The 23454-nt window shown below is 55.2% G+C and carries 19 protein-coding genes; 18 read left to right on the plus strand and 1 reads right to left on the minus strand.

Annotated features, from left to right (window positions below; translation table 11 throughout):
- Positions 1–189 precede the first annotated feature (189 nt).
- Complete coding sequence (locus ACI3UA_RS00225) at positions 190–762, minus strand: hypothetical protein (RefSeq protein WP_439722818.1); 573 nt, start codon at positions 760–762, stop codon at positions 190–192.
- Positions 763–1062: 300 nt separating this feature from the next.
- Between ACI3UA_RS00225 and miaB the strand changes: the two genes are divergently transcribed.
- From miaB to cobU, 18 genes are all read left to right on the plus strand, one after another.
- On the plus strand, positions 1063–2388 hold the full coding sequence (gene miaB / locus ACI3UA_RS00230; protein WP_439722819.1) for a tRNA (N6-isopentenyl adenosine(37)-C2)-methylthiotransferase MiaB: 1326 nt from the start codon (positions 1063–1065) through the stop codon (positions 2386–2388).
- Between the two features lie 157 nt (positions 2389–2545).
- Positions 2546–5233 (plus strand): DNA mismatch repair protein MutS, encoded by a 2688-nt coding sequence (gene mutS, locus ACI3UA_RS00235; RefSeq protein WP_439722820.1) that lies wholly within the window; start codon positions 2546–2548, stop codon positions 5231–5233.
- Positions 5230–7281: a DNA mismatch repair endonuclease MutL gene (mutL, locus tag ACI3UA_RS00240; RefSeq protein WP_439722821.1), complete on the plus strand. Its 2052-nt coding sequence runs from the start codon at positions 5230–5232 to the stop codon at positions 7279–7281. Before mutS ends, mutL begins: the two co-directional genes overlap by 4 nt.
- Before the next feature lie 436 nt (positions 7282–7717).
- Positions 7718–8497 (plus strand): class I SAM-dependent methyltransferase, encoded by a 780-nt coding sequence (locus ACI3UA_RS00245; protein ID WP_439722822.1) that lies wholly within the window; start codon positions 7718–7720, stop codon positions 8495–8497.
- A gap of 93 nt (positions 8498–8590) precedes the next feature.
- Entirely contained in the window at positions 8591–8737 is a 147-nt protein-coding gene (locus ACI3UA_RS00250; protein ID WP_439722823.1) for a hypothetical protein, read from the plus strand.
- 106 nt (positions 8738–8843) lie between these two features.
- The gene (locus tag ACI3UA_RS00255) at positions 8844–10505 is read left to right on the plus strand and encodes an AAA family ATPase (RefSeq protein WP_439722824.1); all 1662 of its coding nucleotides are present in this window, start codon (positions 8844–8846) and stop codon (positions 10503–10505) included.
- A 173-nt stretch (positions 10506–10678) separates the two neighbouring features.
- Complete coding sequence (locus ACI3UA_RS00260; protein WP_439722825.1) at positions 10679–13681, plus strand: AAA family ATPase; 3003 nt, start codon at positions 10679–10681, stop codon at positions 13679–13681.
- Between the two features lie 147 nt (positions 13682–13828).
- Positions 13829–14746: a signal recognition particle-docking protein FtsY gene (ftsY, locus tag ACI3UA_RS00265; RefSeq protein WP_439722826.1), complete on the plus strand. Its 918-nt coding sequence runs from the start codon at positions 13829–13831 to the stop codon at positions 14744–14746.
- 79 nt (positions 14747–14825) lie between these two features.
- Entirely contained in the window at positions 14826–15998 is a 1173-nt protein-coding gene (cbiD, locus tag ACI3UA_RS00270) for a cobalt-precorrin-5B (C(1))-methyltransferase CbiD (protein WP_439722827.1), read from the plus strand.
- A complete protein-coding gene (cbiE, locus tag ACI3UA_RS00275; protein ID WP_439722828.1) occupies positions 15983–16612 on the plus strand; it encodes a precorrin-6y C5,15-methyltransferase (decarboxylating) subunit CbiE in 630 nt (209 codons plus the stop codon). The genes cbiD and cbiE overlap by 16 nt, the downstream gene beginning before the upstream one ends.
- A complete protein-coding gene (gene cbiT, locus ACI3UA_RS00280) occupies positions 16609–17202 on the plus strand; it encodes a precorrin-6Y C5,15-methyltransferase (decarboxylating) subunit CbiT (RefSeq protein WP_439722829.1) in 594 nt (197 codons plus the stop codon). Before cbiE ends, cbiT begins: the two co-directional genes overlap by 4 nt.
- Before the next feature lie 89 nt (positions 17203–17291).
- Positions 17292–18050 (plus strand): precorrin-4 C(11)-methyltransferase, encoded by a 759-nt coding sequence (gene cobM, locus ACI3UA_RS00285; protein WP_439722830.1) that lies wholly within the window; start codon positions 17292–17294, stop codon positions 18048–18050.
- 44 nt (positions 18051–18094) lie between these two features.
- Positions 18095–19183, plus strand: a complete 1089-nt coding sequence (locus ACI3UA_RS00290) for a cobalt-precorrin 5A hydrolase (protein WP_439722831.1) — start codon at positions 18095–18097, stop codon at positions 19181–19183.
- Positions 19171–19920 (plus strand): precorrin-3B C(17)-methyltransferase, encoded by a 750-nt coding sequence (gene cobJ, locus ACI3UA_RS00295; RefSeq protein ID WP_439722832.1) that lies wholly within the window; start codon positions 19171–19173, stop codon positions 19918–19920. The genes ACI3UA_RS00290 and cobJ overlap by 13 nt, the downstream gene beginning before the upstream one ends.
- A gap of 6 nt (positions 19921–19926) precedes the next feature.
- Positions 19927–20694 carry a precorrin-6A reductase gene (gene cobK, locus ACI3UA_RS00300; RefSeq protein WP_439722833.1) on the plus strand — a complete coding sequence of 256 codons (768 nt, stop codon included), beginning with the start codon at positions 19927–19929 and terminating at the stop codon, positions 20692–20694.
- 41 nt (positions 20695–20735) lie between these two features.
- A complete protein-coding gene (locus tag ACI3UA_RS00305) occupies positions 20736–21368 on the plus strand; it encodes a precorrin-8X methylmutase (RefSeq protein ID WP_439722834.1) in 633 nt (210 codons plus the stop codon).
- Between the two features lie 41 nt (positions 21369–21409).
- Complete coding sequence (locus ACI3UA_RS00310) at positions 21410–22849, plus strand: cobyrinate a,c-diamide synthase (RefSeq protein ID WP_439722835.1); 1440 nt, start codon at positions 21410–21412, stop codon at positions 22847–22849.
- A 39-nt stretch (positions 22850–22888) separates the two neighbouring features.
- Complete coding sequence (cobU, locus tag ACI3UA_RS00315; RefSeq protein ID WP_439722836.1) at positions 22889–23446, plus strand: bifunctional adenosylcobinamide kinase/adenosylcobinamide-phosphate guanylyltransferase; 558 nt, start codon at positions 22889–22891, stop codon at positions 23444–23446.
- Positions 23447–23454 lie beyond the last annotated feature (8 nt).

Here is a 23454-nt window from a genome sequence, read left to right on the forward strand (position 1 = left end):
CTGAAAAATTTGATATTGATGATTATACCGGTGCATGGGATAAATACAAAAATCAGTAATGGCCGCGGCGAAGGATTGCCGTGTGAAAAAACTGCCATGTAAAAAAGGGCTGTTCCAGATTTCAGGAACGGCCCTTTTAATTTATTATTTCAGCTTAGGATATAAATATTGACAATGCTGTGGGATGCCCTAGAAAAGCGGCAGCATCTCGGTACTCAGCTCCTTCATGCACTTCTTGAAGGCACCGCGCTTGGCACGCAGGTCGCTGGAAAAGGAATCATCCTCGTTGTTGGAAACCTTGCTCTTGATGATTTTTTCGTTATCAATCAGGAAGGCGTTAATCTGGATGGAAGCGCGGGATTTTTCCCCGGACTCCATGAGGGTGACTGCCCAATGCTTTTCCACCACAGGATCCTTTACAACCAGTACCAGCACCTTGTCTACCCCAAGGTACTCCGGCATGGCCAGCAGGTCATCCTTGGTTGGCTGCTGCTCCTCCAGAAAGCCCTTGTCCAGCCAGTATTCCTGATACTTGCTCTGGATGTCGGTACCCAGGACAATCTGGCCGGCGTGAGGATTGTTCTTTAAAAAGTGGTTTTCAATCATGGTGAAATACTGGGTGGATTTGAAATCGTTGCTGCCTACCAGCAGGATGGCTACCTTGTCCTTGCCGTTGCTTCCCTGCCCGGCCGCACTGCAGACGCCGGTCAGCATCAGGACTGCCAGGGTAAGGGCGGAGAGAAAAATAAAAAACCTCTTCATGATGTACATTCCTCATTTCTTAAATAGATATTGTCTACGTTTACTTATATTCGATACATTTTGCAAAATTCCTGCCGACAGGTCTGCCTCCGGCGGGAATTTTTACATCATTTCCACCTATTGTACGCCCGGCCGGGGAGATTATTACAGGTAAAAATATATTTACGCTTTTTATTGCATGAAGCGATTTTGCGGGGCGGCACATTCCGCTGCGGTAGACATTTCTGACATTTTTTGTTACAATTAAGAATCAATCTATGATGAATTGTATGGAAAATATGTAAAAGGATGATATAAAAGGTGACAGAAAACAAAAAATATGTAAAATTTTTAACCTATGGCTGCCAGATGAATTTCAGCGATGCGGAGCGCATGGAAGGGGAGCTGGCAAAAATTGGCTATGAGCCTGTGGAAAGCATGGAGCAGGCTGATTTAATCATGATAAATACCTGCTGTGTGCGGGAAACGGCAGAGGACAAGGTGTACGGCAAGATTGGCGAAATCAAGGGCCTGAAGCGGAAAAATCCTGATTTACTGCTGGGCATTACCGGCTGTATGGCACAGAAGGAAGGGGAAAAGCTCATCAAAAGGGCGCCTCATATTGATTTTGTGCTGGGCACCAACAAAATTCACGAGGTTGTCAGCACCGTGCAGAAGCTGGAAGCCGCCAGCGTAAAGCATGTGGTGGACACGGAAATCAGGGAAAGCGAAATGCCGGAGGACATAGCCATTCACAGGAAAACGGCCCTGTCGGCGTGGATTCCTATCATGTACGGCTGTAATAATTTCTGTACCTATTGCATTGTTCCTTATGTGAGGGGCAGGGAGCGGAGCCGCCTGCCGGAGGATATCGTCAGGGAGGTGCAGGAGGCCGCCGGGCAGGGCTTCAAGGAGATTACCCTGCTGGGGCAGAATGTCAACTCCTACGGCAAGGATCACGGCAGGGCCAGCTTTGCAGAGCTCCTGGCCATGGTGGACAAGGTGGAGGGCATCGAAAGGATACGCTACATGACCTCCCATCCGAAGGATTTGAGCGACGAGGTGATTGAGGTCATCAAAAACAGCCGCCATATCTGCAAGCATTTCCATCTGCCTGTGCAGTACGGCAGTAACAGGATTCTAAAGGCCATGAACCGCGTCTATACGGTGGAGGGCTACAGGGAGCTGGTAAAAAAAATCAGGGCGGCGGTGCCGGAGGCCAGCCTGACTACTGATTTAATCGTGGGCTTCCCCGGCGAAACCGAGGCGGATTTTCAGCAGCTGATGGAATTTTTGGCAGAGATACGCTATGATCAGGCCTATACCTTCATTTACTCCAAGCGTTCCGGCACACCGGCGGCAGAGATGGACAATCAGGTGGATGACCGCTGTAAGCATGAGCGGCTGAACCGCCTGATGGAGCTGCAGAACAGCATCAGCCTGGAAATCAATCAGCAACTGGTGGGAAAGACGGCGGAGGTTATGGTGGAGGGGCCGAGCCAGACGGATGTGACGGTCTGGACGGGGCGCACCGATACCAACAAGCTTGTGCTCTGGAAGCATGGCGGCAGTGAAAAGCCGGGGGATTTGGTGCAGGTGAAGATACATACCGCCCAGACCTGGCTCCTGAAAGGTGATTTGCAGTAATTGCCAGCAGTATTACCTGCCGGGATTGATTGCGGCAATTAATTGTTGTTATTAATTTGCTTGTTGTTGTTAATTTAATTGTAGTTATAATTGCAATGATTAAGGGCGGCAATCAGGCGTAATGGTTGATTGCAAGGATTAAAGGAGATTTGTACGCATGGAACTTACCCCGATGCAGCAGCAATACATGGAAATAAAAAAGGCCCATCCCAACGAGATTTTGTTCTTCCGCCTGGGGGATTTTTATGAGATGTTCTTCAAGGACGCGGAGGTGGTGTCCAAGGAACTGGGGCTTACCCTGACCAGCCGCAGCGGGGATGTGGACAAAAATCCCATGTGCGGCATACCCTATCATGCTGTGGACAGCTATCTGGGCAAGCTGGTGACCAAGGGCTACAGGGTGGCGATTGCCGAGCAGATTGGCGACCCCAAGGCAAAGGGCCTGACGAAGCGCGAGGTGGTAAAGGTCGTCACTCCCGGCACCATCCTTGAGGAAAGCGTGCTGAAATCCGCCCAGAATAATTATATTGCGCTGGTGTATGAACAGGAAGGCCAGCTGGTGCTGGCGGGAGCGGATATTTCCACCGGCGAGTGTTTTTACTGCATCTATACGGGAGCTGACCGCCGGCAGGGGCTGTACGACGAGCTGTACCGCATTATGATGCCGGAGCTTCTGGTGCTGGGGGAGCCGGACTGCCGCGGGGAGCTGGAGGAATTCGTGTCTCTCAGGATGGCGAACTGCCTCTTTACGGATATTGCGGAGCCGGTAAAAAATGTGCAGGAGCTTTTGGTACAGCATTTTGACATCAACAACCGTCCGTCAGAACAGGCGGCAGAGAAGGCCGTGGCCACCCTTCTGGGATATCTCCATGATACGGTTATGACGGATTTAACCCATCTTTCCCGGCTGACGCGGCTGGATTATTCGGAAAATCTGGTGGTGGATACCTGCACCCTGCGCAATCTGGAGATTACCAGAAACCTCCGTGACGGCGGCAAGAAGGATACCCTTCTGGATGTGCTGGATTTTACCCATACGGCTATGGGGACGAGGCTCTTGAAGAAGTGGCTGGAATATCCCCTGATGAATATCGGCAAAATCAATCAGCGGCTGGACAGCGTGGAAGAGCTGACGGGCAATTTTCTCATGCGTCAGCGCCTGCAGGCCGCCTGCAAAAGCATTTATGACTTTGAGCGGCTTTTGACCCGCATCGAGGTGGGCAGTGCCAATGCGCGGGATTTGGCGGCCCTGCGCACCTCCTTTATGGCCCTGCCGGACATCCATGCCGCCCTTGAGGGGGCAGGGTCAAGGCTGTTGCAGAAGTGCCGGGAGGGCATTCATCTCTACGAGGATTTTGTGGATTTGCTGCAGCGGGCCATTGTGGATGAGCCGGGGCTGACCATCCGTGACGGGGGGATTATCCGTGACGGCTACAATGACGAGCTGGACCAGTACCGGCTGATTTCCCGCGACAGCAGACAGCTTTTACAGCAGATGGAGGAGCAGGAGAAGGAAAAGACCGGCATCCGCTTTTTGAAAATCGGCTACAACAAGGTTTTTGGCTACTATATCGAGGTGCGCAACAGCGGTGCGGACAAGGTGCCGCCTCATTACGTCCGCAAGCAGACACTGGCCAATGCGGAGCGGTATATTACAGAGGAACTAAAGGAATTTGAAACGAAAATCCTGGGAGCGCAGGAAAAAATCGTTTCCATTGAGTATAACCTCTTTGTGGAAATACGGGAAGCCATCAAGGCAAGGCTGGGGGATATTCAGGCCACGGCGCGGGAGATTGCCCGCCTCGATGTGCTGACAGGGCTGGCGGAGGCGGCGGCAAGCTACAGCTACGTGCGGCCGCGGCTGGCAAACAACGGCCGGATAGATATAAAGGACGGGCGGCATCCGCTGGTGGAAAGGATTCTACAGCGGGATTTGTTCGTGCCCAATGATACGCGGCTGAACCATGATGACTGCGAGATTATGCTGATTACCGGGCCGAATATGGCGGGCAAGTCCACCTATATGCGGCAGACGGCGCTTCTGGTGCTGATGGCGCAGATTGGCAGCTTTATTCCGGCGCGGGAAGCGGTGATTGCACCGGTGGACAGGATTTTTACCCGCATTGGCGCCAGTGATGATCTGGTCAGCGGCCAGAGCACCTTTATGGTGGAGATGAACGAGGTGGCGCAGATTTTGAAGTATGCCACCGGTGACAGCCTGGTGATTCTGGATGAGATAGGCAGGGGAACCAGCACCTTTGACGGCATGAGCATCGCCCGTGCGGTGATAGAGCATATCAGGGAGAAGGTGCATGCCAAGACCCTGTTTGCCACCCACTACCATGAGCTGACGGATTTGGAGGACGGCAAAATCAGGAATTTCTGTATCGCCGTCAAGGAAAAGGGCAGGGATATTACCTTCCTGCGGCGGATTATCGCCGGGGCGGCGGACAAGTCCTACGGCATCCATGTGGCAAGGCTGGCCGGACTGCCCCAGGCGGTGACAGGCCGGGCGGAAAAAATTCTGGCCGGTCTGGAAAAGGGGGCGGCCGCCCTGCAGTCTGCGGAAACTGCTGAAACAGGCGGGGCAAGTGGCGAAGCTGACGGCAAAAAACACAGCAGTTATAATGGCAGAGATAGCAAAAATAGCAAACACGGCGGCGGTACCGCCTCGGTGCAGGAAGGAAAGGCCGCGGCCTCCATTGATGGCATGGGCTCCCTCTTTGCCGGCAGTCTGAGTGATGATTTGCTGAAGCTGGATGTGATGACCATGACACCGCTGGAAGCCATCAATGAGCTGTACCGCCTGCAGCAGCAGGCGAAGAAGGAGGCTGGTCTGGGATGAGCTTTGTGCATGTTCTGGATGATAATACGATTAATAAGATTGCCGCCGGTGAGGTGGTGGAGCGTCCGGCCTCCGTTATCAAGGAGCTGGTGGAAAATGCCATTGATGCCCACGCTGACCGCATCGAGGTGGAGATTGCCGCCGGTGGCACCAGCTTTATGCGCGTGTCTGACAACGGCATCGGCATGAGCCGTCAGGATGCGGAGATGGCTATTCTCCGCCATGCCACCAGCAAAATCGTGCAGGTTGATGATTTGCTGACGATTGGCACATTGGGGTTTCGGGGGGAAGCTCTGCCCAGCATTGCCTCCGTTTCCCGCTTTACCCTGACTACCCGTCAGGCCGGTGCCGAGCTGGGGACAGAGATAAAAATCAGCGGCGGCCAGCCGCCGGAGATTGGGGAAACCGGCTGTGGGCTGGGCACTACCATCAGGGTGGAGGATTTGTTTTTTAATACCCCCGCCAGAAAAAAATTTTTGAAGACCAACAATACCGAGGGCGGCAAAATCAATGAATTTATCATCAAGCTGGCTATCTCCAATCCGCAGATTGCCTTCAAGCTGATAAATAATAACAGGATGGCCGTGTCCACGCCGGGTAATGGCGATTTGAAGGATACCCTGCAGAGCATTTACGGCGGCACGGTGGGCAGTGCGCTGCTGCCGCTGGACTTTGAGGACGGGGATATACGGCTGTCAGGCTATGTTACCAAGCCATCGGCCATCAGGAGCAGCCGCAGCTGGCAGACCTTTATTGTCAATGGCAGGATTATTGCCAGCCGCGCTATTGCCAAAGCGATTGACAATGCCTATCATGCACTGATACCCAGGACGGGCTATCCGCTGGTGGCGCTGAATATTCAGGTGCCCCAGCATACTATTGATGTGAATGTGCATCCTCAAAAAAGCGAGATGAAGTTTGAGGATGAGGGCAGGATATTCAAGGCTGTCTACAAGGCTGTGCTGGATGCCATCAGGCCAAGGGAAGAGGTGCGTCAGCTGGGAAAGCTGGGAAATATGGCCGCAGGCGTGGAGCAGGCGGAGATAGACAGGCATGTGGCCCGCGGCTGGCAATCCATGCAGGGGATGCAGACATCCCATGTAGTAGAGCAGGCGCAGGAAATGCCGGAAATGCGGGATAGGCAGGAGAACGTGCAGAATGAGCCTGAGCAGGCGGCAGGGAAGCCTTATATGGAAAGCCTGCTGGAAGCAAATGAAGCGGGAAGCGCTTCGTCAGCCGCTGTCAGGTATGTGCCTGTGTACGAGGCGCGCAGGCAGGCGGCCATGCAGTGGCGGGAGGCGCCTGCTGTGCCTGACGCCGGTCTGGATGTTGCGCCTGACGCCGTGCCTGGTGTTATGTCTGACGCTGTGCCTTGTGTTGCGCCTGACGCTGTTTCTGACGCCGTGCCGGATTCTGCGTCTATGTCCATGCCTGCACCTACCTCCGTGCCTGTGGAAAACGGCGTAGCCGGGGCATGTCAGATGGTGCCTATCGGGCAGGTGGACAACACATATATTATCGCCCAGGATGCAGATGGCCTGTATATCGTTGACCAGCATGCCGCCCATGAACGCATTTTGTTTGACAGGTTTTCGGCGCGGGCGGGAGAGATTCCGGTTCAGCAGCTGCTGGTGCATCTTTTGCTGGATTTCAGCAGTCATGAGGCAGAGGTTATCGAGGAAAATCTGCCTATGCTGAAAGAGCTGGGCTTCGGGCTGGAACCTTCCGGGCCAAATCAGTTCCGTCTGACCGAGGTGCCTGCGGATGTGCCGTCCGTGGAAGCGGAGGATTTTATCAGGGAAATTCTGGCGGCGTTGGAGGAACTGCACAAGCCATCAGCGGCGGAAATCCGCCAGGCGGCTATTGCCACCGCCTCCTGCAAGGCGGCCATCAAGGCCGGATTTAAGCTGAATTTCCGGCAGATGGAGATTTTGCTGACGGAGCTTAATGATACGGCGATGCCGTATACCTGTCCCCATGGCCGCCCGACAATCATCAAGTTCAGTACCGATGAGCTGGCGAAGATGTTTAAGCGGACAGGCTTTTGAATATGGCGGAACCATATCAGTAATAATATAAGCAATAATATAAGCAATAATATCGCGAACGGCATGGCAGTACCATTCGTGGGCACGCTCGCGCTACTAGGTGCAGTGCAGTCCAATGGTCTATGTGCTACTTTCGGTCTAAATCCCCATCTACGTTGTTGCCGTCAGTCGGCATGGAACCCCCATGCCTTCCTCCGGCGCCTAGCAGCTAGGGATTTATCCTCGAAATTAACACATGACCACAGGACTGCACTGCACCACACGCCTAGCGGTACTAAACTCACACTGCGCCTGTGGCTTGTGTATCGTTAAGTACCGAGGCGCGTCTTAGTGCCCTGTGAATGGTACACGTCATGCCGTTCTTCGTTTCTGCCAAACCATGTGTCACATAATTTGTGCATGTCCTAAACTAAATTTAGTCTGGTGGTGAAGTTTTATGGTTGCAGTGGTGACTACAGATAGAAAATGTCATAAGGAGAGCCTTGAGCTGGCGGCTGAGATGGCGGAAAGGCTGGGGCTGAAGCAGGTGCCGCGGCAGAAGGAATCGGTGTCGGAGCTGATGGAACGCTATCAGGCGGATGCGGTGCTGGTGGCTCTGCAAAAGGAGCTGCGCCTGCACACGGAGGCAGGAGAGCTGTTTTTCCATCCCAATATGTCCCAGCTGCGCCTGAAAAATCTGCGGTTAGGTGAAAAAGACCACATGACCGAGGCAATGGGGTTGCAGGAGGGCATGTCTGTGCTGGACTGTACCCTGGGCTTTGGGGCGGATGCCATAGTGGCCAGCTTTGGCGTTGGAGAAAGCGGCAGTGTTACGGGGCTGGAGGTCAGTCCGTTGATTGCGGCAGTGACAGGCTACGGCCTGCAGCATTTTCTGCCGGGCAACTATCCCCTGTATGCCGCCATGCGCCGCATCAATGTGGTAAATGATGATTATTTGAGTTATCTCCGCCAGCAACCGGATAACTCCGTGGATGTGGTGTATTTTGACCCAATGTTCAGGAAGCCGCTGACGGCCAGCAGCAGCATTTCGCCCCTGCGGGGCGTGGCTGACCATCGGCCTCTGTCCGGGGAAGCGGTGCAGGAGGCCTGCCGCGTGGCAAGGCTGCGGGTTGTCATGAAGGAAGCCAGCGGCAGTGGTGAATTTGCCCGGCTGGGCTTCAGCAGGCTGGTGGGCGGAAAGTATTCCAAGGTGCATTACGGCGTAATAGAGCTGTAAGCGTGAGAAAAATACCGTCATGTATGCCGCCTGAGGGCATCCTATCAGGACAACGGCTTCTGGCTTCAGCTGATGTGCCACGCCCAAAGGGTGATGTTTATTGATAAGCCGGGGTATTATTATCGCCGTGACAATCCTGAGTCCTCGGTGCGCTCGGACAAGCTCTTTGCCATCAACGAGGAATACGGTTTTATTTGCAGCTTTTGCTGTCAGACAGCGGGGCCTATTTGCAGAAGATGATACGATAGTTTTTTACAGCAGCCTACGGGCTGCTTTTTTATTGCAATACTTATGTTTTTGCTATAAAATGTAGGTGAGGCAATTGTTGCCAAAGGGGGGGCTGTGTATGTGCAAAATGCCAATAGGCATAGAGAATTTTCGGGAGCTTATTGAGGGAAATTATTATTTCGTTGATAAGACCTTGTTCATCAAAGAACTGCTGGATAGCAGGAGCAAGGTAACGCTGTTCACTCGTCCGCGGCGTTTTGGCAAGACCTTGTCCATGAGCATGCTGAAAGAGTTTTTTGATATAAATGCAGCCGATAGTGATATTTTTGCCGAGCTTAAAATAAGCCGTGCCGGAAATCAGTATATGCAGCACCGTGGGAAATATCCGGTTATTTTCTTATCCATGAAAGCTGTGGCGGCAGGTGGATATGCAGATACCTTTGCTTTGCTGAAGGCGATTGTGGCCAGGTTGTACAGGCAGTATTGGTTTTTGGAAAAATCTGCGGCAATTAGTGATGACGAGAAGAAATACTATGTAAATATGCGGCAGGGCAATGAGCTCTGCAGTTATGCTGACCTGACTTTGAGCCTTGGAAATTTATCGAATATGCTGTATCGTCACTATGGCATAAAGCCGATAGTGCTGATTGATGAATATGATGCCCCTGTGCAGTATGCGTGGGAAAACGGCTTTTACGACGAGATGATAAGCTTTATGCGACAGTTTTACAGTGAAGCATTGAAGGGAAATGAGGCGCTGGAATTTGCTGTGCTGACAGGTGTATTGCGTATAGCTAAAGAGAGTATTTTCAGCGGTTTGAATAATTTGCGTATTTGCTCTGTAACGTCTAAATCCTTTAATACTGCCTTTGGCTTTACGGAGGAAGAAGTGTCCGGGATGACAGTAGCTTTACGGCATGAGGATAAGATGCCGGAACTAAAGGAATGGTACAATGGATACAATTTTGCTGGTGCTGATATATATAATCCATGGTCGGTAATTCAGTATTTTCAGGAGGGCTGCAGGGCAGGTGCCTACTGGGTAAACACCTCCGGGAACGGGATTATCAGGCAGATGCTGAGGGGGATAGAACAGGAGCAGGCCGAGGATTTGCACAGCCTGATGAAATGGGAGACCGTGGCAAAGCAGGTCAGTGAAGGGGTTATCTATGAGGATATAGGTAAAAATTCGGATGATTTATATACGTTACTGCTGAATGCCGGGTATTTGAAATGTGTCAGAGTGAGGGATGATTTATACGGGCAGGAGGCTGAGTTGAAGATACCGAACAAGGAGATTTATAGCTTGTTTGGGCGTGAAATTCTGGCTAATATGATGTCCGGCGGTGCTGTCAGCGGCTTGCGCAAGATGCTGGACGCCATGCTTTCCGGAAATGTCAGAGCTTTTGAGTCTGTGTTGGCAACGATAGTGCGCAATAATGTGAGCTGCTATGATGCCGCCAATGGTGAAAGCTTTTATCATGGCATGATGCTGGGGTTTTGCGTGCTTTTAAAGGATACGCATCTGGTGGAATCCAACCGTGAAAGTGGTTATGGCAGATTTGATTTGGCACTGATGCCTATGGATGAAAAGTATTATGGAGTAATATTGGAATTTAAGCGGGCAGAGGATGAGGCTCATCTGGAAGCAAAGGCGTTGGAGGCGCTGGCACAGATAGAGGATTTGTCTTATATTGCCGAATTTGAAAAACGCCGAATAAACAAGGTTTGGAAATATGGCATTGCTTTTTGTGGAAAAAGAGTATGCCTGCGCGGATAAAGCTTTTGCTGTCAGACAGCGGGGCCTATTTGCAGAAGATGGTACGATAGTTTTTTACAGCAGCAGGTATTTATATGTATACCTGCTGTTTTTTTCGTACAATTTATGATAGAATATAGATTTGTAAGATGAATAGCTTTCATGGAATATAAAATGGCAGGCTGGTGGATTGTTTGCAGTTGAAGAAGCTGGAGGCGTATGGCTTTAAGTCCTTCGCTGATAAGATAGAGGTTGAATTTGATAAGGGAATTACGGCGATTGTGGGGCCGAATGGCAGTGGCAAGAGCAATATTTCCGATGCGGTAAAATGGGTGCTGGGGGAGCAGAATGTCCGCAATCTCCGCGGCGTCAAGGCGGAGGATATTATCTTTACGGGCAGTGAAACCCGGCGCCAGATGGGCGTGGCGGAGGTTTCCCTGTACTTTGATAATGACGGCAGCCTGCCGGTGGATTTTAACGAGGTAGTGGTGACAAGGCGTCTTTTCAGGACAGGCGAGAGCGAGTTTTATATAAACAAGTCCCGCTGCCGGTTGAAGGACATCACCAATCTTTTTGCGGATTCAGGCATCGGGCACGACAGCATGGGCATCATCAGCCAGAACAAGATGGATGAGATTCTCAATGCCCGCCCGGAGGAAAAGAGGCTGTTCTTTGAGGAAGCGGCAGGAATTACCAAGTACAGGAACCGCAAAAAGGAAGCCATGCGGAAGCTGGATGATACGGAGGGCAACCTGCAGCGCGTCTATGATATCCTTGGTGAGATAGAGAACCAGCTTGAGCCACTGCGAATCAGCGCGGAAAAGGCGGCAAGGCATCAGGAGCTGCAGGCGGAGCTGAAGAGATTTCAGCTGGCGGAGCTGTATCACAGGTATCAGGAGCTGCAGGGCAGGCGGCAGAGGTTCGACAGCGCCGCGCAGGAAAAGAAGGATCAGGAGCTGGCGGCAAGTACCGCCGTCCAGCTGATTGAGGGGCGCACTGCCAAGCTGGATGCGGAAATTCTGGCGCTGGAAAAGCAGATGGAGGCTTTGGCGGCGAAAAGGAATGAAATCCACGGCAGGATTGAGGCGGCAGACAGTGAAATCAGGGTGCTGGAGGAACGCCGCCGTCAGGGCAAGGCAAACCGCCAGCGTCACCAGCAGCTGTTGAAGGAGCTGGCGGCAACGGCGGAGGAAGCCCGTCAGAATGTGGAGTTTTTGGAAAAATCCGAGGCTCAGGCACAGGCGAAGAAGCTGGAGGCGGAAAATGCGGTGCTGGCCAACCGCCAGCAGGCAAAGGCACTGCGCGAACAGCTGATGTCCATGAAGGGCAGGCGTGACGAGCTGGCGCGGCGTCAGCAGGCGGCAGACAGAAATATCCACACTACGGCCAGCCGTGTGCAGGTGCTGGAACGGCTCCAGAGCTCCTATGAGGGCTTTGGCAGGGCTGTCAGGGCGGTGCTGAAAAGCCAGCGGCCGTGGCGCAGGGGTGTCTGCGGTGCCGTGGCGGAGCTCCTGCAGGTGCCGGGCAGGTACGTGACTGCCATTGAGGTGGCTCTGGGCGGCAGTCAGCAGAATCTTGTAACAGAGGATACGGATACGGCCAAATCGGCCATTGAAATGCTGAAGCGTGACCGGCTGGGCAGGGCAACCTTTCTGCCCCTGTCCTCCATTACGGTCAGGCTGAATCGTGAGAATGTCCCGGCGGGTGCCGGAGGCGTGCTGGGCTGGGCCAACGAGCTGGTCGGCACGGAGCCGAAATACAGCAGGGTGGCTGATTTTTTGCTGGGGCGTACCCTTGTGGTGGATACGCTGGACAATGCCCTTGCCCTGAACAGGCAGCTGGGACAGCGGCTGAGGATTGTCACCCTTGAGGGTGAGCTTTTGAGCCCCGGCGGCGCTCTGGCAGGCGGCAGTCAGCAGAACAGGGAAAGCAGTTTTTTGAACCGCCGTGAGGAAATCAGGAAGCTGCAGGAGGCTTTGTCGGGCTTTGAGCAGGAAAAGCAGGGCCTGTCAGCGGAGCTGCAGCAGATGGCTGAAAAGTACGATGCACTGGACAGGGAGGCGGATGAGCTTTCCGCCGCTACCAATAAGCTGGAGATGGAAAAAGCTGTGCTGGAGCAGCAGGCCATCAGGGCAAGGGAGCAGATTCTGCTGCGGCAGAGGGAGCTGAAGCGGTGCGAGGATTCCTCCCGCCAGCAGAATGATGAGCTGGCGGCGCTGGAAAAGGAGCTGTCTGACAGCATGGCCTCCATCGGGGAGCTGATGGAAGCCAGCCAGCTGGAAAACCGCAGGTTTGTGGCGGCAGATGAAGAGCACAGGGCTGTCTATAAGCAGCGCATGAACCGCCTGTCAGACAAGAAAAACAATGAAAAAGAAGTCAGGGAGGCACATGGCAGGCTGACGGATATTCAGAATCAGCTGCACCAGATTGAGCTGGATGCCTCCAAGATTGACTATGATATAGAGCAGTGCCAGCAGGAAATGCTGAGCAGCTACGGACTGGTGCCGGAAAGGGCGGCGGAGGAAGCTCCGGAGCTGGAACCGGCGGAATTGAAGCGGAAGCTGCGCGGGCTGGATAATGAACTGAATGCCCTGGGGGCGGTCAATCCCAATGCGCCGCAGGAATATGCTGATTTGCAGCAGCGCCACGGCTTTTTGTCCGGCAACGCGGAGGATCTGGAAAAGGCGAAGGCTGACCTCATGCAGCTGATCGGGGAGATGGAAGCCACCATGACGCGGCAGTTCCGGGAGGCATTCGTCAAGATAAACGAGTTTTTCGGGGAGATTTTTGTTCAGCTCTTCGGGGGCGGGCAGGCCAAAATCCTGCTGACGGACAAGGAGAACGTGCTGGAATCCGGCGTGAATATCATGGTGACCGTGCCGGGAAAGAAAACTCAGAATTTGTCGGTGCTGTCCGGCGGCGAGCGCGCCCTGACCGTGGTGGCCCTGCTGTTTTCCTTCCTGAAATACCGTCCGGCGCCGTTTTCCGTGCTGGATGAGATTGATGCGCCGCTGGACGAGGCGAATATCGGGCGCTTTGGCACATTTTTGCAGGAATATGCCGAGCATACCCAGTTTATTATCGTCACCCACCGCAAGGGAACCATGGAGGCGGCTGACACCATGTACGGCGTAACCATCGAGGATGCCGGTGTGTCCAAGGTGCTGTCGGTCAAGCTGCAGGATTATGAGGAATGAGGCCTGCCGTGCAGGCGCGGTGATGCCGTGTGGAAATGGCAGTTTGCGGCTGATGACCGCCATGCCGGGCATGATTGTCAGGCCTGATATGGATAATGGATAGTGTGATTACTGGAAATATCGGAAGAACTTTAGGAGGATTTATAGATGGGATTTTTTGACAAGCTGAAAAAGGGTCTTGCCAAGACCAGGGAAACTATTACCAATAAGATTGAAAAGCTGGTTATCGGCTATGCAGATATTGATGATGAGCTTTTGGACGAGCTGGAAGAGATTCTGATTATGGCTGATGTGGGCGTGAATACCACGGAAAAGCTGATGGAGGCCGTGCGCAAGGGCATCAAGAAGAAGGAAATCAACACGCCGGAGGATTTGAAGCCGTTTTTGCAGGCCAGGATTTCCGAGCTTTTGGCCAATGGCTCTGATGAAACGAGGGTGGCAGAGGAAGGCCCTACCGTCCTGCTGGTCATCGGCGTAAACGGCGTGGGCAAGACCACCACCATCGGCAAGCTGGCTTCCTACTACAAGGCGCAGGGCAAGTCCGTCATGCTGGCGGCGGCAGATACCTTCCGCGCGGCGGCCATTGACCAGCTGGAGGTATGGGGAGAGCGCACCGGTACGCGGGTTATCCGCCATGAGGAAGGCTCCGACCCGGCGGCTGTGGCTTACGATGCCGTCAAGGCGGCAAAGGCGCGGAATATTGATGTGCTTTTGATTGATACGGCAGGGCGCCTGCAGACCAAGGCCAACCTCATGGAAGAGCTGAAAAAAATCAACCGCGTTATTCAGCGGGAAATTCCTGATGCGCCTCATGAAACCCTGCTGGTGCTGGATGCCACCACCGGGCAGAATGCCATCAGCCAGGCCAATATCTTTACCAAGGCGGCCCCGATTTCCGGCGTGGTGCTCACCAAGCTGGACGGAACGGCCAAGGGCGGTGTGGTTATCGGCATCAAGGCGGAGCTTTCCATGCCGGTCAAGTGGATTGGCGTAGGCGAGGGCGTGGATGATCTGCGTCCTTTTGTGGCAGAGGACTTTGCGCGGGCGCTGTTTGACAGGTCATGAGGCTATAGATAGCCGGCAGAGGGCACAGAGTATGGAGAGCAGAGCACCAAGGCTGGACGGATAATGGCAGGTGATGAGAGTGGCGAAGGAACTGCGGGGCGGTTATACTACCGGGGCATGCGTGGCGGCAGGGGCCAAGGCGGCGGCCTTGTATTTGCAGGGCAGGCTGACGGCTGATGAGGTGGAAATCACGGCTCTGGATGGTACCAGGCTGATGATACCCGTAAAGAAAATCGAGAAGCTGGCGGATGTGAAGCTGCCGGGGGGACAGGTGTCGCCTGCCGTCCGGGTGGAGATTGTCAAGGACGCGGGGGATGATCCTGATATCACCAATGGCACCTCGGTGTTCGTTTCCCTGACGATGGTTTCTTCGGAGCAGGAGCTGACGGCAGTGCATGGTTCCAGCGTGCGGTATGAAAATATTCTCCTTGAGGCAGGCGAGGGCATCGGCCATGCCACGAAGCCGGGGCTAAGCCTGTCCGTGGGTGAGCCTGCCATCAACCCCGGCCCCAGGAAGCTGGTGTACAACAGCCTGCTGGATGCCTTTGGCAGTCCAAGGCCCTGCAAAGTGCGGATTGATATTCCCGCCGGCAGGGAGCTGGCAAAGAAAACCCTCAATCCGGTGCTGGGCATAGAGGGTGGCATCTCGGTGATAGGCACTACGGGGGTACTGCGGCCCATGTCGGAGGAAGCCTTTAAGGAGTCCCTTGTGCCGCAGATAAAGGTGGCCAAGGCGGCAGGCTTTGCCACGCAGATTTTTGTGCCGGGCAAAATCGGGGAACGGATTGCCGTCAGCTGGGGACTGCCGGAGGAAGCAATGGTGCAGACCAGCAATTTTATCGGCTATATGCTGGAAGCGGCGGCAGATATAGGCGTGGAAAGGCTTTTGCTCTTCGGGCATATCGGCAAGCTGGCCAAGGTGGCGGCAGGCGTATTCCACACCCACAACAGGGTGGGGGATGCCCGGCTGGAGGTGCTGGCGGCCTACAGCGGGGCTATGGGCATGCCTCGTGAGGGCATAGAGCGGATTCTGGCGGCGGTGACTACGGAGGAAGCCCTGCCGGTGATTGCGGAGTTCGGGCTGGAAAAGGTCTATGAAGTGATTGCCGCCCGTGCCAGCTATCGGGCAGAAAGACTGATTTTTAACAAGGTGCGGATAGGCACTGTGCTGGTAACCCTGCAGGGGGAGCTTTTGGGCATGGATGCTGCGGCGCGGGAGATTGGCGGTGATTTTGGTTGGAGCATAAAATAATCGTAGCCGGTATAGGCCCCGGCCATCCTGATTATATGGTGCCGGAGGCGCGGCGCGCCATCAGGGAGGCAAGACTGCTGGCCGGAGGCAGAAGGGCGCTGTCCCAGTATGCCGGAGAAGGTGTGCAGGAACAATGCGTCATAGGGGCGGATATTCCGGCCGTCATGGATTTTATTCGCCGCGGCCTCCGGCATGACGATGTAGTGGTGATGGTATCGGGGGATCCCGGTTATTACTCACTGCTGGATGCCCTGCGCCGTGAGTTTCCGGCGGAGCTCATCCGGGTAATTCCCGGCATCAGCGCCATGCAGATGGCCTTTGCGCGGCTGGCCCTGCCCTGGCATGAGGCGGATTTGTGGAGCTTTCACGGCAGGGTGCCGGAGGAAGGCAGGCTGGCGTATGCGCCGGGGCGGCTGGCAGGGATGCTGACGGACGGGAAGTATAATTCCCACACCATTCCGCGCCTTTTGCTGGAAAGGGGCTGGCCGGGGGAAACCGGGCTGGCCGTGTGCAGCAGGCTGTCCTATGAGGACGAGGTTGTAATCAGGACTACACTGGCAGAAGCGGAAAATTACCCCGTGTACAGCCATTGCATATTGGTGGTGACAGCATGAAAAGGAAATGGAGCATAGGGATTCCCGATGATGAGTTCATACGTGGCAAGGTTCCCATGACAAAGCAGGAAATCAGGATTCTGACTATAGCCAAGGCATGTATAAAAAAGGGCGATATGGTGCTGGATGTGGGGGCCGGAACAGGCTCTTTGAGCTGTGAGGCGGCCATGCAGGCGGCCGGGGATGGCGGCATGGTCTATGCCATCGAGCGGAACCCGGAGGGCATCGGGCTGATTCAGGCCAATGCCGAAAAATTCGGGCTGGACAATATCCGCATCATTCAGGCGGAGGCGCCTGACGGCATGGATGGACTGCCGGAGCTGGACGCGGTGATTATAGGCGGCAGCGGCAGTCATCTGGAGCCGATTCTCGACAGGGTGGGCGGCCTGCTGAAAACAGGCGGCAGGCTTGTCCTGAACTGCATTACGGTACAGACCCTGATGCAGTGCCTGAACTATATGCGGGCCAGTGAACTATATAAATATGAAACAGTACAGGTGCAGGTGAACCGCTGGGAGCAGGTGGGCGGCTATGATATGGCAAAGGCCGCCAATCCCGTATTCATCGTTGCCTGTGAAAAGATAAAATAGCACCCCTCGTCAGGGGCGGATGCTTTGGAAGGAAATGTATGAGCAGTGGCTGTTTTTGTCAGCTGATTAATTTTTAGGAGGCAATAAGGATGAAGGTATTTATTGTTGGTGCCGGACCGGGGGATCCGGAATTGATTACTGTCAAGGGACAGAAACTGCTTTCAGAGGCCGATATTATTATTTATGCAGGCTCGCTGGTCAATCCCGTCCTGCTGGACTATGCCAAGGCCGGCTGTGAGATTCACAACTCCGCATCCATGACCTTGCCGCAGGTGATTGAGGTCATCAAGGATGGCGTGGCCCGGGACAGGATGGTGGTGAGGCTCCACACGGGAGATCCCAGCATTTATGGGGCAATTCAGGAGCAGATGGACGAGCTGGACAAGCTGGGCATTGAGTATCAGGTGGTGCCGGGGGTAAGCTCCTTTCTTGCTACGGCGGCGGCATTGAAGCAGGAGTATACCCTGCCGGGAATTTCCCAGACGGTTATCATCACCAGAAACGAGGGCAGGACGCCGGTGCCTGACAGGGAAAAACTGCGGTCGCTGGCGGAGCATCAGGCGACCATGTGCATTTTTTTGAGTATTGCCATGCTGGATGAGGTGGTGGAGGAGCTGATTGCCGGAGGCTACAGCCCTGACACGCCGATTGCCATTGTTCAGCGGGCATCCTGGCCGGAGGAGAAGATTGTTCGGGCCACTCTCGCCACCATCTGCGGGGAAATTGCGGACAAGGGCATTGACCGCACGGCCATGATTGTGGTGAGCAGGTGCCTTGCGGCGGATTATGAGCTTTCAAGGCTGTATGCCCCTGAGTTCAGCCACATGTTCAGGACTGCCAGTGAATAGCCATGAGGTATGCTGTTTTTGCGTCCACGGAGCAGGGATGCAGGGTGGCGGAAAGAATTGCCGCGGCCTGCGTCGGACGGCAGGTGGATATATATGTGCATGAGAAGGTGGCGGATTGTGACGTCCTCTCCGGGATGTCAGCGGAGCCGCACCTGTACAGAAAGCTGGCGGAGGAACTGCAGGCGGCCTTTGGGCGGTATGATGCCCTGATTTTTATCATGGCGGCCGGGATTGTGGTGCGCTCGATTGCCCCGCATATTGCCGGCAAGCTGTCTGACCCGGCGGTACTGGTGCTGGACGACAGGGGGCAGAATATCATCAGCCTGCTGTCGGGGCATGTTGGCGGCGCCAATGAGCTGACGCGCTTTCTGGCGGCAAAGCTGCATAGCAATCCTGTGATTACCACGGCAACGGATGTCAATCATCTGCTGGCACCAGATGTTCTGGCGGGGCGGCTGGACATGGTGCCCTGGCCGAAGGAAAATCTGGTGGTGTTCAACGGGGCGCTTCTGCGGGGCAGGGAGCCTGTTTATCTGCTGGACAGCGGCCTGAAATGCAGGGCTGAGTACGAGAAGCGCCTGCTTGCCAGCCATGTGCCTTATGAGGTGGTCGATGGTGGTGAGCTGGCGGCAAGGCTGGAGGGCGTAGCCGCCGCGGCTGGCAGCTGCGGGATGGACGGGCAGGAAAGCCTGTATGTTGTTCTCAGCGACCGGACAGGCGTGGTGAACGGACAGGTGCTTTATCTGCGCCCCAGGCGGCTGATAGCCGGTGCTGGCTGTCGCCGGGGGACGCCTGCGGAGCTGGTGCTGGCGGCACTGCAGGATGCCTGCGGCCTGATCGGCTGGGAGGCCGGGCGCATTGACCGGCTGGCCAGCACGGCGGTAAAGGCTGATGAAGAGGGGCTTTTGGCGGCGGCAGACAGGCTGCGGGTGCCGATTAGCTTCCTGGACAATCAGCTTTTGGCGGCGGCGATTGAGCGTTACGGACTGAAGGAGTCCGCCTTTGTGAAGAAAAATATCGGCGTGGGGAATGTCTGCGAGGCGGCGGCGCTGTGCTGTGCGGAGCGTGGCCGGATTGCCCTGCCGAAGAGAAAATACGAGAAAGTGACGGTAGCATTGATATGGGAAAAATAGTTGTAGTGGGCATAGGCCCGGGCAGCTTTGAGGATATGACACCGCGGGCGCGGGCGGCCATTGAGGCGGCGCAGGTGGTGGCCGGATATAAGACGTATATACAGCTGATTGAGCCATTGCTGGCAGGCAAGGAGGTTATCGGCACAGGCATGACGCAGGAGGTTGACCGCTGCCGGGCGGCAGTGGAGGCCGCTTCTGCCGGCAGGGATACGGTGGTTGTATCCAGCGGTGATTCCGGCGTGTACGGCATGGCAGGACTGGTGCTGGAGCTGCTTCTGCAGCTGCCGGAGGCACAGCGTCCGGAATGGGGCGGCGTAGTGGCAGGCGTTTCTGCCGTCAATGCGGCGGCCTCCATACTGGGAGCGCCACTGATGCACGATTTTGCCGTTATCAGCCTCAGCGACTGGATGACGCCGTGGGAGCTGATTAAAAAGCGCGCCGCCCTGGCCGGGGAGGGCGATTTTGTGATTGCCCTGTACAATCCAAAGAGCAGGCATCGTCCTGATTATATTTTTGAAATTCAGAAAATCCTGCTGCAGCACCGCAGTCCGGAAACTCCTGTGGGCATCGTGACCAGTGCCAGCCGTGAGAAGGAGCATGCCGTCCTGTCCGATCTGGGACATTTTACGGAGGAAGAAATCGGCATGTTCTCCATGGTAATCATCGGCAACAGCAATACCTACGTGCAGGATGGCTACATGATTACGCCGCGGGGCTACAGGATTTCCGGGGAGTGAGCTTCTATGGCGGGGAGAATTTTTGTGGCGGCAGGCACCCAGGATGGCAGGGAACTGGCAGGCTATATCCTGCAGCGCGGTTATCAGGTGACGGCCTCGGTGGTGAGCAGCTACGGTGAAAGCCTGCTAAGGAGCTATCAGGGATTGCAGGTAAGCTGTGAAGCGCTGGATGCGGAGGGATTTATGGCGTATTTCCGCCAGCACGGCGTCAGCGTGTTTGTGGATGCCTCCCATCCCTATGCGGCCAATGTTTCTGAAAATGCCATGCAGGCATGCCACGGCTCCGGGGTTGCCTACATCCGATATGAGCGTCAGCAGACGCCGCTGGATTATGACAAGGCGTACTACGTGGCGGATTATCAGAGGGCCGCTGAAAAGGCGGCGGAGCTGGGGAAGAGGATTTTTCTCACCACCGGCAGCCGCAGGCTGGAGGTATTTGCCAGGTCGCCTGCCATGAAGGGCAGGGAAATGGTCTGCCGCATATTGCCGGAGCCGGAGGTGGTACAGCTGGCCAGGGAGCTGGGGTTTACACCGGCCAGCATCATAGCGATGCAGGGGCCTTTTTCTCTGGAGCTGAACAAGGAGCTGTACAGAAAGTACGGGGCGCAGGTGGTCGTTACCAAGAACAGCGGAGCTGCCGGAGGGGCCGATACGAAGTTTGCGGCTGCCATGGAGCTGGGCCTGCCGCTGGTGATTATCGACAGGCCTGCCATGCGGTATGACAACATAGCCTATACCTTTGAGGCCGTGGTGGATTTTATTGCGTTGCAGTAGCTGCTGCCTGCGGCACAGGCTGTTTATTTATGGAGGTTATGATGGATTTTATCAAAAAGCCTATGGAAATAGAAAACCGCAGTATGGAAATTATTGCGCCATATCTGGAAAAGCTGAATCTGAGTGAAGAGGAAATCAGGGTTTATTCCCGCATCATTCACGCGGCCGGTGATGTGGAGTACGCACCTATTATCCGCCTGCATCCGGAGGCCATCGGGGCGGCAAAGAAGGCACTGCAGTCCGGCTGCAATATCTATACCGATGTGGAAATGGTGCGCACCGGCATCAACAAGAGAAAGCTGGCTTCCTTCGGGGGAGAGGTCTTCTGCAGGGTGGCAGAGCCGGAGATTGCGGCTGCAGCGAAGGAGCAGGGCATCACCCGCTCTATGGCGGCCATGCGCAGCTTTGGCCGGGATATGGAAGGCGCCATTATCGCCATTGGCAATGCGCCTACGGCACTTTTTGAGGTGCTGCGCATGGTGGAGGAGGAAGGCCTGCGCCCTGCGGCGATAGTGGGCATTCCTGTAGGCTTTGTAGGGGCGGCGGATTCCAAGGCGGCCCTGGCGGCAAATACAATCGTGCCTTATGTTACGGTGGAGGGCACCAAGGGCGGCAGCCCTATAGCGGCGGCCGTTATCAATGCGATTATGTATATAATTGACAACAGCAGATGACAGGCTGGTAGTATGGACAGACAAACAGGGAAGGGCTCTTTATGGCTTACAGAATTCCACGGCTGGTAATAGGCGCCGTCAGCAGTGGCTGCGGCAAGACAACAATAGTAACAGGCCTGCTGTCGGCACTGCGGCAGCAGGAGGTCAGGGTGCAGTCCTACAAGATAGGGCCTGACTACATTGACCCCGGCTATCACAGGCTGGCCAGCGGCCGTCCTGCGTACAATATGGATACGTGGCTGGTATCCGGGGAAACCATGGTAAATGCTTTTATTGACACGGCTTCCCAGAGTGATTTTGCCCTGATAGAAGGCGTGATGGGACTTTATGATGGCGGCAACGGGGGCATCAGCTCCACTGCGGAAATCGCCAGAATGCTGGATGCGCCTGTGGTGCTGGTCATAGACTGCAAGTCCATGGGGGCGTCAGCGGCGGCTATTGCCCTCGGCTTCAAGCTGTACGATGCAAGGGTGCGGCTGGCAGGCGTGATTTTGAACCGCATCGGCTCGGACAATCATCAGAAAATGATTGAAGACGCTTTGGCACAGCTGCAGATTCCCGTGCTGGGGGCAGTGCGCCGTGACGAGGCGCTGGTGATGCCGGAGCGGCATCTGGGGCTTTTGCCGGTGGAGGAAAACGAGGCCGGCAGGGTCGTGGATGCCATGGGGGAGGCCATGGCAAGGCAGATTAATTTTGCCGCGCTCATGCAGGTGGCTCACAGCGCGCCTGCCCTGCAGAAGGTGGCAGATAAAAAGGACGCTTACCTGTCCCAGGTCATAGAGGGACGCAAGCGCAGCTTCCCGGATGATTTCGGCAGGATAAGGATTGCCCTCGCCCGCGATGAGGCGTTTTCCTTCTACTATCCGGAAAGTCTGGCAACCCTTGAACGGCTGGGGGCCAGAATTGTGGAATTCAGTCCCTTGCAGGACAGGGAACTGCCGGAGGCGGATGGCCTGCTTCTAGGGGGAGGTTTTCCGGAAATGTTTGCTGAAAAGCTCAGCGGCAACAGGGAAATGCTTCAAGCCATACGGCGGGCGGCGGAGGACGGCATGCCGGTATTTGCCGAGTGCGGCGGCTATATGTACCTGAGTGATTCGCTGACGGATTTCGAGGGCAGGGAGTATCCGATGTGCGGTGTCCTGCCCGGCAGGGTAAGGATGAACAAGCGGCTGCAGATGGTGGGCTATGTTGAGGCGGAGCTGCAGCGTGATTGCTGTCTTGGCCAGGCCGGCATGAAGCTGAAAGGGCATGAATTTCATTTTTCCTCGGAAATGGCCGGCGAGGCGGATGTTACAGGCGAAAGGGCCTTTCAGTTCACCCGCATGAGAAACGGCGCCGTGTATCCGGGAGGCTTTGTCAGCAGCAGGGGCAACGTGGCCGGTTCCTACCTGCACATACATTTTGCCGGCTGTCCGGAGGCGGCAGTGGCCTTTGTGGGCAATTGCTGGAACTACCGCATCAGATGCCAGGGCAGGGTGTAGGCGTTTTTGTGTTGTCGGCTTTGAAACGAGGTAAGATTGATGGGAAGGCTTATATTGGTGACAGGCGGGGCAAGAAGCGGCAAGAGCTCCTTTGCGGAGCGGTATGCGGCCAAATACGGCCGGAAAATTGCCTATATCGCCACCTCGCAGGTTCTGGACGAGGAAATGAGGTTCCGGGTCGGCCTGCACCGCAGTCGGCGACCGGCTGACTGGGATACCTACGAGGCGCCTTTTGACGCTCATGAGGCGGTGCGGGAGGCGGCGGCCGGACACGATATGCTGCTGTTTGACTGCCTGACCGTGTACATCAGCAACCTGCTGTGCGGCCTTGAGGATATAGAGGATTCGGACAGGAATTACGCTTTGGTGAAGCGTGCCTGTGACAGCCTTGTGGCCGCCGTTCAGGCGGGCAGTGCAACCCTTGTGGCCGTCACCAATGAGGTGGGTGACGGCATTGTGCCCATGAACCGGCTGGCAAGGGAGTTTCGCGATCTTTCCGGGCTTGCCAACCAGCTTCTGGCGAAGCATGCAGAGGAAGTGTACCTGGTCACTGCCGGTATACCGGTAAATATCAGGCAGCTGGAGTACAAGCTGTAAGGATAAAA

It is taken from the genome of Anaerovibrio sp. (assembly GCF_051866355.1).
Taxonomy (GTDB): domain Bacteria; phylum Bacillota; class Negativicutes; order Selenomonadales; family Selenomonadaceae; genus Anaerovibrio.

Bases quoted from the DNA above. Each gene is read 5' to 3' on its own strand.
- ACI3UA_RS00225 (WP_439722818.1), bottom strand. From the start codon at position 762: ATGAAGAGGTTTTTTATTTTTCTCTCCGCCCTTACCCTGGCAGTCCTG.
- mutS (WP_439722820.1), top strand. From the start codon at position 2,546: ATGGAACTTACCCCGATGCAGCAGCAATACATGGAAATAAAAAAGGCC.
- mutL (WP_439722821.1), top strand. From the start codon at position 5,230: ATGAGCTTTGTGCATGTTCTGGATGATAATACGATTAATAAGATTGCC.
- ACI3UA_RS00245 (WP_439722822.1), top strand. From the start codon at position 7,718: ATGGTTGCAGTGGTGACTACAGATAGAAAATGTCATAAGGAGAGCCTT.
- ACI3UA_RS00250 (WP_439722823.1), top strand. From the start codon at position 8,591: ATGTTTATTGATAAGCCGGGGTATTATTATCGCCGTGACAATCCTGAG.
- ACI3UA_RS00255 (WP_439722824.1), top strand. From the start codon at position 8,844: ATGTGCAAAATGCCAATAGGCATAGAGAATTTTCGGGAGCTTATTGAG.
- ftsY (WP_439722826.1), top strand. From the start codon at position 13,829: ATGGGATTTTTTGACAAGCTGAAAAAGGGTCTTGCCAAGACCAGGGAA.
- cbiT (WP_439722829.1), top strand. From the start codon at position 16,609: ATGAAAAGGAAATGGAGCATAGGGATTCCCGATGATGAGTTCATACGT.
- cobM (WP_439722830.1), top strand. From the start codon at position 17,292: ATGAAGGTATTTATTGTTGGTGCCGGACCGGGGGATCCGGAATTGATT.
- cobJ (WP_439722832.1), top strand. From the start codon at position 19,171: ATGGGAAAAATAGTTGTAGTGGGCATAGGCCCGGGCAGCTTTGAGGAT.
- cobK (WP_439722833.1), top strand. From the start codon at position 19,927: ATGGCGGGGAGAATTTTTGTGGCGGCAGGCACCCAGGATGGCAGGGAA.
- ACI3UA_RS00305 (WP_439722834.1), top strand. From the start codon at position 20,736: ATGGATTTTATCAAAAAGCCTATGGAAATAGAAAACCGCAGTATGGAA.
- ACI3UA_RS00310 (WP_439722835.1), top strand. From the start codon at position 21,410: ATGGCTTACAGAATTCCACGGCTGGTAATAGGCGCCGTCAGCAGTGGC.
- cobU (WP_439722836.1), top strand. From the start codon at position 22,889: ATGGGAAGGCTTATATTGGTGACAGGCGGGGCAAGAAGCGGCAAGAGC.